The following is a 12,813-nucleotide window of genomic DNA, read 5'->3' on the forward strand; positions in this document are numbered from 1 at the left end:
TATGGTACGTAGAGTAGTTGTCACAGGATATGGTGTTATCTCACCACTAGGTCAAACAGTATCAGCCTTGTGGGAGAACATTAAAGAAGGTAAATCAGGTATTACAAAGTTAGAAGCGGAGGAATTCAGCGGCATTCATACACAAATTGCTGGTTCTATTGCTGACTTTGATGCTACTCAATATATGGATAAAAAGGAATTAAGTAAATATGATCTTTTTGTTCAATATGCACTGGCTGCATCTCAGCAGGCTTTGGAGCAAGCAAACATAAATATGGAGCAAGTTGATAAGGAACGACTAGGTGTTTATATTGGCTCAGGTATTGGGGGAATTGAGACGATTTTAGCGAATCATCAAGCCATGCTCGATAATGGACCAAGGAAGGTGTCACCGTTTATGGTGCCGATGATGATTAGCAATATGGCCGCAGGGATTATCGCGATTAAAACAGGCTTTAAAGGGCCAAGCTTCTCACCAGTTTCCGCTTGTGCAACGGGTAACCAAGCAATTGGTGAAGCGTTTTTAAATATACGCCATGGCTATGCAGATGGAATTTTAGCTGGTGGGGCTGAGGCACCGATAAATCCGCTGAGCTTTGCTGGATTTTCCCGTATGAAGGCGATGTCTACTAGGAACGATGTGCCAGAACAAGCTAGCCGACCATTCGATAGCCATCGTGACGGCTTCGTCATGTCAGAGGGAGCAGGGGTTGTGTTCCTAGAGGAATATGAACATGCTAAGCAAAGGGGCGCTACGATTCTTGGAGAAATCGTAGGCTATGGGGTGACGACTGATGCTTTCCATATTACAGCGCCTGATTTTACTGGGGCAGCTAATGCGATGAAACTAGCCTTAAACATGGGGGACATTGATGTGACGGCTGTCGATTATATCAATGCGCATGGTACTAGTACACCAGAGGGAGACAAATCCGAAACAAAGGCTATTAAAAGTGTATTTGGTGAGCATGCCTATCAATTAAAAGTGAGCTCCACGAAGTCGATGACAGGCCATCTTTTTGGTGCAGCTGGCGGAATCGAGGCCATCATTACTTTAAAAAGTATTATGGAAGGTATCATTCCACCAACGATCAATTACGAAACGCCAGATCCAGAGTGTGATTTGAATTATGTTCCAAACGAGGCGCTTCATCAAACCGTCAACATTGCTTTGTCTAACGGTTTTGGCTTTGGCGGTCATAATGCTGTGTTGGCTTTTAAAAAGTTTGAGGAATAATAGTACACAATGGTATGAAATGAATGTTTCATACCATTTTTTATTGTCTTTATTAAATGACCTATACATCTATGATAAGTTCTACTTATGAGATTACGCTGATAATCAATATTTTCGCTTATGTACTTTCTATGATATGTTAAAAAGAAGGGAGGATGGATAATGAGGATTTTTGATGCACATTTTCATATTATTGATTTTGATTTTCCGGTTATAGAAAATCAAGGATACACACCACCGAGCTATATAGTAGAGGACTATCAAAAGGAAACAGCTCTTTTCAATATAGAGGGGGGCGCCATTGTTTCCGGTTCCTTTCAAGGATTTGATCAAAATTATTTACTGAAGGCTTTGAAACAACTAGGTCCCTCTTTTTGTGGGGTGACGCAATTACCGTATACAGTGACAGATGATGAAATCCTTCATTTACATAAAAATGGAGTAAGGGCCTTGCGCTTCAATATTCAACGAGGTGGTTCAGAGGATTTGTCTAAACTCGATACTTTGCAAGAAGAGTGTATGAGCTGGCGGGGTGGCATAGTGAACTTTATTTAGATGCCAAATATTTACCTGAGGTTGTTTCCACGATGGAAGCATTACCAGCCATTTCAATTGACCATCTAGGCTTATCGGAGGAAGGATTACCACATTTGCTAAAGCTTGTAGAAAAGGGTGTACGTGTGAAAGCGACTGGTTTTGGTCGGGTAGAATTGAATGTGAAAAATGCTTTGCAAACCATCTATAGCATTCATCCAGATGCATTAATGTTTGGAACAGATTTGCCATCGACACGAGCAAATCGACCTTTTGAATTTGAGGATGTTGAATTGATTCAAGAGCTTTTTGATGAACAGGCTGCGGATAAAATTCTCTATCAAAATGCTAGGAAATGGTATGACAAGTAAATGCAAAAAATCCTCTACGCAAACATTCGGTAGAGGATTTTTATTGAAATTAGTTTAAACCTTCGCGATCTTTCCACTCTAAGAATTCATCATATGTTAATTGCTTATCTAAAATTGAACCGTCTTCACGGATTTCAATCACACGGTTAGCAATTGTTTGAATGAACTGATGGTCATGAGATGTGAAAATCATAGCCCCTTTGAAACGAATTAAGCCTTCGTTCAATGCTTGAATAGATTCAAGGTCAAGGTGGTTTGTTGGTTCATCTAGTAAAATTACGTTCGCTGTTGCAAGCATCATTTTTGATAACATACAACGAACTTTTTCGCCTCCTGATAAAACAGAAGGTGATTTTTTCACTTCTTCACCTGAGAACAGCATGCGTCCTAGGAAACCACGTAGGAAGCTTTCTGTTTCATCATCAGGAGAATATTGACGTAACCATTCTACTAATGATTTTTCTGTGCCTTCGAAGTACTTGTCATGATCGTTTTCGAAGTAGCTTTGAGAAGTAGTTACACCCCATTTAAATGTACCAGCATCTGCTTCTTTATCTTCCATTAAGATATCAAGAAGCGCCGTTTTAGCAAGTGGGCTACCAAGTAAAACGATTTTATCATCTTTGTTCATCGAGAAACGAATATCTTTGAATAGTGATTCGCCTTCATGATTTGCAGTTAGACCTTCAACTGTTAATACATCATTCCCGATATCACGACCAATTTGGAAGTTGATGAATGGATATTTACGGCTTGATGGTTTAATGTCATCTAACTCGATTTTATCCAGCATTTTTTTACGAGATGTCGCTTGCTTCGATTTAGAAGCATTCGCAGAGAATCGTGCGATAAACGCTTGTAATTCTTTGATTTTTTCTTCTTTTTTAGAATTTTGGTCTTGAGCCATTTTTTGAGCTAGTTGAGAAGATTCATACCAGAAATCATAGTTACCCACATATAATTGGATTTTAGAGAAGTCCAAATCAGCAATATGTGTACATACTTTGTTTAAGAAGTGACGGTCATGGGATACAACAATGACTGTGTTTTCAAAGTTAATTAAGAACTCTTCTAACCATTGGATAGCTTTTAAGTCAAGGTGGTTGGTAGGCTCATCGAGTAACAGTACATCAGGCTGACCAAATAGGGCCTGCGAAAGTAATACTTTTACTTTATCTGAACCTTCAAGATCACCCATTAGCATGTAGTGAAGGTCATCTGAGATACCTAAACCGTTTAATAATGTCGCTGCTTCTGACTCAGCTTCCCAACCGTTTAGCTCTGCAAATTCACCTTCTAGCTCAGCGGCACGCATACCATCCTCATCTGAGAAATCTTCCTTTGCATAGATAGCATCTTTTTCTGTTTTTACGTCATAGAGGCGTTTATTCCCCATAATTACAGTGTCAAGCACTGTATAATCATCGTATTCAAAATGATTTTGTTTAAGGACGGATAAACGTTCGTCCTTGCCCATTGATACGTTACCTTCTTGTGCTTCAATTTCACCAGAAAGAATTTTTAAGAATGTTGATTTACCAGCACCGTTTGCGCCAATTAAACCATAGCAGTTACCTGGTGTGAATTTTATATTTACGTCTTCAAATAGTTTACGATCGCCATAGCGAAGACCTACATTACTAACTTGAATCATGCAAGTTCCTCCTTTTTTCACAATGGCACTAGTATATCATGAAATATGTTCCATAGTCTATAAACATTATGACAGCAAGGTTTATTGGCAATTGTTTTATTGAATAGCCCCAGTTCTTGCCCCAGCTACCTGTAAGCTGTTACTGAATAAAGCTAAGGATTCCGTTTCCATTTCTTTTAAAACATGTCCGTATACTTTATAAATCATATCAGGTGTATTCCACAGTCTTTCAGAAATTACTTTTACACTCATTCCTTGATTTAATAAGATGGTGCAATGTGTGTGACGTAATGCATGCAAAGTAATTTTTGGAATAAGAGTTCTTTTTGTGATTATATCAACCATTTTTTTGTTCGTTCAGCAGATAACGGATCAAACGAGTTAGCGGATAGAAAGATAAATGAACTTTCAGATAATTTTTGCCACAGGGAAACATTTATTAACACGAAATGTGTAGTAATGAATATTCACCAAGAAACAGGTCTTTCTAGGAACACTGTTTACTCAATTAAAAGGCAATTAGATGTAGATTCGAAATAAAGTCACGACGTTAATAATAAGTAAAAATTCTGTGTTGATAAGCAGGATTTTTTTGTACCACAAACGGGTCAGGTCATGGAATAAGCATCAAATATGGATTTGATATCTTTCTATTGCGTATGGATATTTGCCACAATATTTAACAAGAAATGTTAAGAACTGTTGATAGATATATCCTTAAATCCTCTATATTATAAAAATAAAAGGAGATGAAAAACATGATTGGTATGAATATTCGTGTTTTGCGTAAAAGGCATAAACTAAGTCAAGAACAATTGGCTGAAAAGGTAAACGTATCACGGCAGACCATAGCGAAGTGGGAAAACGGGGAGGCTATACCAGATATTCACAAATTCAAAATGCTCGGTGATATTTTTCAAGTAACCATAGATCAATTATCCCGAAATATGAATGAAGAAGAAGCAAACCGGATCAGTCCTAAAGGGAAGCAGTTCTTTGGTGTTGTGAAGGTAGGAGAACGCGGACAGATTGTAATTCCAAAACATGCACGTGAAATGTATCAGATTCATGCAGGTGATAAACTGGTTGTTTTGGGAGAGGATGCGACAAAAGGAATCGCTGTCTTAAAAAGTGACGGATTCCTAGAATTTGCAGAGATGATTCGAAATGCGGAATCGAAGGATGAGATTGAATGAGTAAAATCATCTTTTTTTCGTTACCCGCACATGGTCACACCAACCCCACTATTCCGGTAGTAACCGAATTAATAAAGAAAGGTCATCAAGTTTGGTATTATTCCTTTTTAGAATTTCAGGACAAAATAGAAGACACGGGTGCTTTTTTTATGGCTTGTGATGAATTCTTACCTAAAGTTACACATATAGAATTGGACCGTAAGGTTGGCAAAGATTTTGCAGCATTAATTGAAATGGCAGCGGATATAACGATTGCTTTGGATAAAAAGGTGTGTAAAGAATTAAGGGATATTCAGCCAGACTGCATTGTATCTGACTCTTTATGTATTTGGGGAAAATTATTTGCTGAGAAACTAGGAATTCCATATATTTGTTCGACTACTTCGTTTGCCTTTAATCAGTATACAGCAAAACTAATGAAGCGGAGTTTCATGGAAGTCTGGAGAATGATTCTAGGCATGCGAAGGATTAACAGAAAAATCAAACTATTAAATGATCATGGTTATCAAGTAGAGAATTTTGTATCGTTAGTTCAAAATGATAATGAAACGGACACCATTGTTTACACTTCGAAAGAATTTCAGCCAATGGCGGATACCTTTTCTGAGCGCTATGCCTTTGTTGGACCATCCATAAAGCAGTCTATACCGATACAGAATGATAAAAGGGTTAGAAAAGTAATCTACATCTCTCTTGGGACTATACTAAATCAGAATCAGGATTTTTACCAAAACTGTCTCAAAGCATTTGGGAAGACAGACTATGATGTTGTGATGTCAGTCGGAGAAAAAACTGAGATTTCGTCTCTTGATAGCGTACCAGAAAATTTCATAGTGAAAAACGCTGTGGATCAGATCTCGGTATTACAGAAAGCAGATGTATTTATTACCCACTGCGGGATGAATAGTACGAATGAAAGCCTATATTTTGGAGTTCCAATGGTTTTATTTCCGCAACATAGCGAACAAAGAATGGTAGCTGACCGAGTTGCCCAGCTCGGTGCAGGATTAAAACTTAATAGAAAAACTCCAAAGTATTTAGCAACAGCGGTAGCTGAAGTGCTTACAAATCGAGTATACCAGGAAGAAGCGCAGAAACTGTCAGAAAGCTTTAGGAAAGCTGGTGGTGCAGTAGAAGCAGCTAATGTGATCCTGCGTAAAATTGGAGAGAAATCCTAACGGCTTTGTATTCTGCAAAAGTTTATATGGTGAACAAAACTTCAAGAAGCAGGCGCATTTCTTTATTAATGAATGCGTCTTTCTTCATCTAAAGGACCAGATTATAGAATAACGTACTTTAACGAAAGGTTCCAAAACGATGCTGTGGGAATTTACTATTCTGTAATCTCCAAACAAAAATTGGATGACAAAGTAACTGGGCTAACCAATGATATTCGAGATAATATCATAGAAGTAAAAGACTCGCTAAATCAACGGTGAAACAGACCATCAATTTACTCAATATGATGGTGCGAGTTTTCAGTCTGTAGGTAAGCACCGCATTGAACACACGCTGAACAAACACCTGAGAAAACGCTTGCCTTCGTAAAGAAGCATAGTAGGAAATAGCTCAATACGCACATCAGGTTTGGTTTAATGAATTGGCTTCTGTCCGTTACTAGTGAGCTAAAAAACATCACATCGCATTAATATCATCTTTGTAGGAATACCTTGTAACTTCATTTCAACTGCTTTTAATTTTACTTCTTGCGGATAACTCACTCTCGTTCCCATAAAAATAAGCACCTCCAATTGATATTAGGATACATTACCCTAAATTCAATTGAAGATGCTTTTTTGTTTTGTCTAACCCGAAGAGGTCAGTTCAAGGGGCAGCCCACCCCTCTTTTTGTTACCTAATTGAGTTTTGTGAAGTATCTTATCTCTTCTTTATCCGTATAAAAGCCAACCGATTCGTATAGAGATAAAGCTGATTTATTTGTCGTTAGTACCATGAGAGTAGCTTATTGTAGCTTATGAGACTTAAGATATTTCAAAGCCTGTGCAAGCGTAAACTTTGCAATTCCACGCTTTCTCCATGGTTCACGGACAAAAACGTCCTCAATTACACCGTAGTCTTCTTCCTACCATGTCGTTAGTCCGCCAATAATAGTGTCTATTTGACGTATGACCATGGATGTCCATAGCTTGTTATTTTTGTATTCAGACAACCTATTAAGACCAAGTGGAGCATCTGGCCAAATTTCAGCTTCAATATCAAGGTAATCTCTTTCCTCGCTAGATGTCTCCATGCTCCAGTGTGAGAATTGAAACTCCTCCTGAAGTTTTAACACAAGAACCGGTTCAGTCAAATCTCGATTCATGCTATACAAACTATTCAGAGGGAGATATCCTTTTTGGATAAAAAAACTGATTGTTTGCTGTTTCTTTCGAATCGTTACCAACACAAAGTATTGTTCCATATTCTTGAGGTAAAGTTACCTTTAATTGCTTTGCTCTTGTTAAAAGATATTGATAGACTTTGTCAAGCAGAGTAGTGTCCTGTTCTCTTTCATAAATGGTTTTCAGATTAATATATATAGAGTGATTGTTCTCTTTTGAACGACCAGGAGGAACAACGTTAATGATGCTAACTTGCCCCTTAGCGACCATTTTCCCATCTTCAAATGCGCAATAAACGTTACTCCAATTATCTTCGTCCCCGACCCACCAAAACATCGCGTTGTCTTTTGCTGTTACTGATTGGTACAACTCACCAAGTAAAGGCATATCTCCATGTTCGAAGTTACGAATGAAAAATTCTGTTGGTGATTGGCTCAAAATAATACCCCTCTCAATAGTAGGGGGTTCCGCAGTTTAGAGGGCTAGCTATTCGTTTTCCCTTGAAAAATTTGCCCTTTGCTAACATTTGTTCGCTAACAGTAAAATGCTTAATTTACTATTATTACCATTAAAATAACGCACTTTAATACTTGTATCTACAGATTTTTATCTCTATATTAATTTTTTTCAACAAGTATATAATCGAATTTCGAGAACACCCTAATTCTATTCTTTTAATAAACCTTCAATGACAAATTCAATTAAAATTTATGAATATAGCATTGATTTATTATGTATTTAAAAAGATTCCTTTGTTTCGCGTTGGATAGCCCGATATGAGTAATCAAAGAATCTCTTTTTATCATATAATTCCTGGGGATTCACTAGTGATTTGAGTATTTGGATACAGATTTAAAAAAATATATAGTTCTTAAAGTAAATGAGGTAGCCGTTATAAGGTATATAGTGCATCTAAATAATATATTATTTTTCGAGTGCTTTTTAACTATTTTTTCGGTTATAATGAGAAAAACACGAAATATGATTCTAGTTTTATAACTAATGATTCTTGAATTAGTCATGTAATCTATACAATATCGAAGGGGAACTAAGCATGTTTTTAAAAAAAGAACGGAACATAACAATTGGCGATCTTATTAAGTTGAGTGAGGCTCAATTGCAAATGGCTAAACAGGGTCAATATGATTATGAGTATACTTTAGCTTCAACAAATGATGAGGAATTAAAACAGTTAGTACATAATTTAAATCAAGTAAATAGGCTTCGGAAAGAATCTGAAGATCAATTGCAGAAAAAATTGGGTAATGTATTGGAAAGTAATGAAATTGGTCTTTGGGAATTACAAGTATTGAACGGACGCTTGGATGATCCAAACAATGTTTTTACAGCTTCGACAGAATTAAAAGAGCTCTTAGGATTCAATAGTTATGCTATTAAAGACAGTTTTCAAGATTTTTTGAAGGTAATTACAGTGGCGCATCGTTCTGATTTTAAAGAGATGCTAGAGGAGAGTTTAGAAACACAAACTCGTTTTAATATGGAGCATTTGATATGCTGCCGTGACGGTCAAGAGCGCTGGATACAGACTACAGGAATTGCTTCTCATCTTGAAAATGATCAGTATCAAATAATTGGTTTGATGATGAATATTCATGATAAAAAAATAAACTTGGAAAAATTACAGGGATATGTAACACGTTATGATTTAATCAATAAAGCTCTAGTAGAAGCGCCATGGGATATGATTGTAGATCAAGGTGATCCATTAAATCCACAAAATTCCTTTTGGTGGAGTGAACAATTTCGAAGAACATTAGGCTTCAAGGATGAACACGATTTTCCAAATATTATGAGCTCTTGGAGTGATCGCTTGCATCCAGAGGACAAGCAGCTTGCATTAGATGCGTTTAGTGCACATTTATTAGATTTTTCTGGGCGTACGCCATTTCAAGTAGATTATCGCCTTCAATTAAAATCAGGTGAATATCGCTGGTTTCATGCAAATGGTACAACGCTTCGTAATAGTGAGGGAGCTCCTTTGCGAGTGGCAGGAACTATTCGAGATATTACACATGAAAAAATGAAAGAGCAAAATGTGCAAGAAACTATGACACGTATGGAGGAATTATCAGCTTCTATTAATCAAATGGTTGATGGCATTAATTCTATTACTATGCAGGCACAGGAACTGGCGAACACACAGGAAAAAACAACAGAAGCTGCCAATGATGCGAAAGGGGTAGCAGATGAAACACAGATTATATCACATTTTATTCGAGAGATAGCAGATCAGACAAATTTACTAGGGTTAAATGCTGCAATAGAAGCGGCACGTGCAGGAGAACAAGGAAAAGGTTTTGGTGTAGTAGCTGAAGAGGTAAGAAAATTAGCAGTTAATTCGGCTAAGGCAACAGGTAATATTGAATCAAGTTTAATGCAAATAAAGGTCTCTATTGATACAATTATTGACTATATGGATAAAATTAGTGAGCTTGCGCAAATGCAGGCGGCTCTTACAGAACAATTGAATGCCTCGGCAGATGAAATTGGTACAATGTCACAGGATTTGGTGGAATTTTCAAAGCAACAATAAAATTAAAGAGTATTTCGCTAGTTGATTATTTAACGTCAAGTGACATTAAAAAAGCTTTTATATAAAGCAAATAGGGGAATTCTCATTAAAATAACCAGGGGCTCATAAAATTTTTTATGAGTATCTGGTTTTATTTATGAGTTTTAAAAAATGCCCTTTTTGGCGTTCAGTACACCGAGTGCTAGCAGAGATATACTTAGATCAACAGCTAAGAGACTACTTAAAAGTCCCACAGTAACATATCTTATTTCTATTTATAAAAAGATTACTAAACAACAACACTTGACGCTGTATTAGGTCCGAATTTAGTAGAAAATATGGGTAGATTTGCACTGTTAATTGGGATTCCTCCCCTTGCGGGACCGTTTATATTATCGTCTATCGCTTTTTGGCAGGGTTAGTGCTTTTATTTTGTTACGTCCTGATCCATTAAAAATTGCAACAATGATAGAAGCAAACAGACAAGAAAATGAGCTTGGAAATAAGACAGAATCCTTAAATAAAAATGCTCTAAATAAAAGAGGTCTTACAGTCGGTGCAACGGTTATGGTTCTTACTCAGATTGTAATGGTTGCTATAATGAGGATGACACCAGTACATATGAAACCTCATGGTCATGGTTTATCGGAGGTTGGAATTGTTATAGGATTTCATGTAGATGTTATGTATCTTCCGTCGATCGTAACAGTGATTCTTGCCTTGTAGTAGTCACGTTCTTCTTCCATATCTTTGAAGTGAATCCGTTTGCCTTTTAACGGATTTTTTATGCCTTTCGCCCCCGATCCAGCAGATGGAAGACGGTTAAACGCGTCAATCGACTCTACTTCTTTAAACTCTCTCACCCATACCTTCACTTGTGAAACATTACGAATCTCGTATTTTTCCGCAATCTTTTGCATACTTTCTTCTCCCGCCAAATAAGCCTGTACTACTTCTAATTTCAACTCAGTTGGATACGTATTATTCTTTCTCGACATCGAAAAATCCCCTTTAAGTATAATGTTATCTACAGCGTACTGTAGTTTTTTTAACATTGTCTACCTAAAGGGGATAATATCAGTTGTGATTTTTGGCAACATAGTTTTTTTAGTAATCAATTAGTTATCCCCATACTGTCAAACTGGTACGTGTATCATTTTCGATAGTGATATAGTTAATATTAGTGTAATGAAAACTTTTTGCACGTTCGAAAAGTTTATGAGTAATTGACTCATCTTTTGAAAAAATTGAGACATAGCATGAATCTATAATTAAAAGTGCAAGTTCACAAGTGCTCTTTAAAAAATCGTCATAACTTTTAATTTCTACTACCTCTTCCATATTAGGAAAAGCCTTTAGATCCGTAAATATTAAATAATATTCTTTAGTTGAAATATATTCTAAGAATGATGGACCATTTAAACTAACACTGTGGGGGAATAAATCTGAACCAAGTGTTCCTTTTTCTATTTTGTAAGACTCTCCAGGACCTATTGACCAATACCAAGAAGGATCAATGATATTTGAAAAAATATCAGATAAAAACTTGCCATACTCATTATTAATCTCGAAAGAAATACCTCGCATTTTAACATCCTTTCTTCAAACTACTAATTTTATTATAAAACAAAAAAATCTATCAATTACAAAATGTAATTCACTGGGCAACTCTCAATAGAAAAGTGTATAATTTAGCTTATATTGGAAAATGCAGACGTCTATGCATACCTAAAATAAGCAAATCATGTAGGGGAGTATAAAATGAGGATAAAAATTATCATAACAGTAGTCATTTGTTTATGGATGTTGCCATTTAGTCAAACAGCGCAGGCAGCAAATCTTAGTGAACATTATCATGATATTACAGACAATGATCTTCATAACAGTATCATTATGTCGCCTGAAAGCTCAAAGGCATTTGTCAATGGTAATATGGTTTCTGCAGTACAGCCACTTATCAAAGATGGAAGAACCTTAGTGCCACTTCGCTTTATTTCTGAAGGGTTTGGCGCAAAAGTCGATTTCAATGCTAAAAACAATACTATAACTATTAAAAATTCTGATAAAATCATAACCTTGAAAATCGGAAACAAGGCTATTGATGTGAATGGCCACTCGATTCAAATGGACGTTGCGGCTAACCTTCATCATAATTCTACCTATATTCCTTTAAGATATATAGGGGAGGCTTTTGATAAGAAAGTAGTTTATTTAAAAAATGAAAACCTACAACCTTATAGTTTGATTATGATTAGGGATGTAAAGGCAGCGGAGCTTGAAAATCTTAAACTTGTCCGCATTTGTGAATGGCTATTTCAGGGGAAATCAATTGTCTATAGCGATCGTTTTATGGCAGTGATCCAAGAGAAGGGTCAATTATTCTATAGCAATTATTTTTCTGATTTTGAACCATTTGTTTATAAGGAATTTGTTGAGGATAAAAATATCATCAAATTAGGGGATATTTGGATTAAAACAGATATGGGCAATTTTTATATGGACTACGCCTATAACACTACAAGAGAATTTATTTTATATTATGTGGATGGACAATCCATTTCAAGAGTAGCCGTAGAAAAAGCACCGATTAAAGCTGTAAAACCTTATGAGAATAATGTCTATTATCTAACGAGATATGAGCGTGGTATTGTAAATGCTCATGAAACGAGTAATTTAAAATCTGCAACACGAACAAATGGCCAATGGGTTACTGATTATTTAGGCAAGCCAGGGTTTTATTATGGTTTTGATACGATAGGCAATTCATATAACTGGAAAATAAATGATAACGGCATCTATATTTTTGGTTATAATAGATTTGGGAATTTAAGCTCAGATGATAGAAAAAAAACTTTTGGAAATTACAGGGTAGACGTAAAGGGGCATAATCATGAGGTATTACACCCTTAAAGTTTGCGTATTCATGATACAGTTGGCTGGTTTAGG

The 12,813-nt window shown here is 36.3% G+C and carries 9 protein-coding genes and 3 pseudogenes; 7 read left to right on the forward strand and 5 right to left on the reverse strand.

The features are described from left to right. Position 1 precedes the first annotated feature (1 nt). Together fabF and MKY80_RS10930 are read left to right on the forward strand one after the other, a co-directional pair. Positions 2-1,237: a beta-ketoacyl-ACP synthase II gene (gene fabF, locus MKY80_RS10925; RefSeq protein WP_089984358.1), complete on the forward strand. Its 1,236-nt coding sequence runs from the start codon at positions 2-4 to the stop codon at positions 1,235-1,237. A 162-nt stretch (positions 1,238-1,399) separates the two neighbouring features. Further along, positions 1,400-2,142, forward strand: a pseudogene (locus tag MKY80_RS10930) (amidohydrolase family protein). A gap of 49 nt (positions 2,143-2,191) precedes the next feature. Here MKY80_RS10930 and MKY80_RS10935 read toward each other — a convergent pair. Together MKY80_RS10935 and MKY80_RS10940 are read right to left on the reverse strand one after the other, a co-directional pair. Then, entirely contained in the window at positions 2,192-3,796 is a 1,605-nt protein-coding gene (locus MKY80_RS10935) for an ATP-binding cassette domain-containing protein (RefSeq protein WP_008180083.1), read from the reverse strand. Positions 3,797-3,892: 96 nt separating this feature from the next. Next, on the reverse strand, positions 3,893-4,096 hold the full coding sequence (locus tag MKY80_RS10940; protein WP_342532926.1) for a DNA integration/recombination/inversion protein: 204 nt from the start codon (positions 4,094-4,096) through the stop codon (positions 3,893-3,895). Between the two features lie 458 nt (positions 4,097-4,554). Here MKY80_RS10940 and MKY80_RS10945 point away from each other — a divergent pair, with 458 nt between their 5' ends. Further along, the gene (locus MKY80_RS10945) at positions 4,555-4,992 is read left to right on the forward strand and encodes a helix-turn-helix domain-containing protein (RefSeq protein WP_342532927.1); all 438 of its coding nucleotides are present in this window, start codon (positions 4,555-4,557) and stop codon (positions 4,990-4,992) included. Further along, positions 4,989-6,170, forward strand: coding sequence for a macrolide family glycosyltransferase (locus MKY80_RS10950; protein WP_239354546.1), 1,182 nt, complete (start codon positions 4,989-4,991; stop codon positions 6,168-6,170). The genes MKY80_RS10945 and MKY80_RS10950 overlap by 4 nt, the downstream gene beginning before the upstream one ends. A 677-nt stretch (positions 6,171-6,847) precedes the next feature. On the opposite strand, the pseudogene MKY80_RS10955 reads toward MKY80_RS10950, so the two are convergent. Further along, a pseudogene (locus tag MKY80_RS10955) lies at positions 6,848-7,721 on the reverse strand (GNAT family N-acetyltransferase). A 667-nt stretch (positions 7,722-8,388) separates the two neighbouring features. On the opposite strand from MKY80_RS10955, the gene MKY80_RS10960 reads away from it, so the two are divergent. Together MKY80_RS10960 and MKY80_RS10965 are read left to right on the forward strand one after the other, a co-directional pair. Then, entirely contained in the window at positions 8,389-9,888 is a 1,500-nt protein-coding gene (locus MKY80_RS10960; RefSeq protein WP_089984344.1) for a PAS domain-containing protein, read from the forward strand. Positions 9,889-10,163: 275 nt separating this feature from the next. Beyond that, positions 10,164-10,584 (forward strand): annotated as a pseudogene (locus tag MKY80_RS10965) (MFS transporter); the annotation flags it as partial. Here the strand turns inward: MKY80_RS10965 and MKY80_RS10970 are convergent. Both MKY80_RS10970 and MKY80_RS10975 read right to left on the reverse strand, forming a co-directional pair. Beyond that, a complete protein-coding gene (locus MKY80_RS10970) occupies positions 10,539-10,922 on the reverse strand; it encodes a helix-turn-helix domain-containing protein (protein WP_107922238.1) in 384 nt (127 codons plus the stop codon). The pseudogene MKY80_RS10965 and the gene MKY80_RS10970 overlap by 46 nt on opposite strands. Before the next feature lie 67 nt (positions 10,923-10,989). After that, on the reverse strand, positions 10,990-11,454 hold the full coding sequence (locus tag MKY80_RS10975) for a DUF2691 family protein (RefSeq protein WP_342532928.1): 465 nt from the start codon (positions 11,452-11,454) through the stop codon (positions 10,990-10,992). 174 nt (positions 11,455-11,628) lie between these two features. On the opposite strand from MKY80_RS10975, the gene MKY80_RS10980 reads away from it, so the two are divergent. After that, positions 11,629-12,777 (forward strand): copper amine oxidase N-terminal domain-containing protein, encoded by a 1,149-nt coding sequence (locus MKY80_RS10980; protein WP_239354549.1) that lies wholly within the window; start codon positions 11,629-11,631, stop codon positions 12,775-12,777. The last annotated feature ends 36 nt before the right edge of the window (positions 12,778-12,813 follow it).

The organism is Lysinibacillus sp. FSL R5-0849, assembly GCF_038595075.1.
Lineage (GTDB): Bacteria > Bacillota > Bacilli > Bacillales_A > Planococcaceae > Lysinibacillus > Lysinibacillus fusiformis.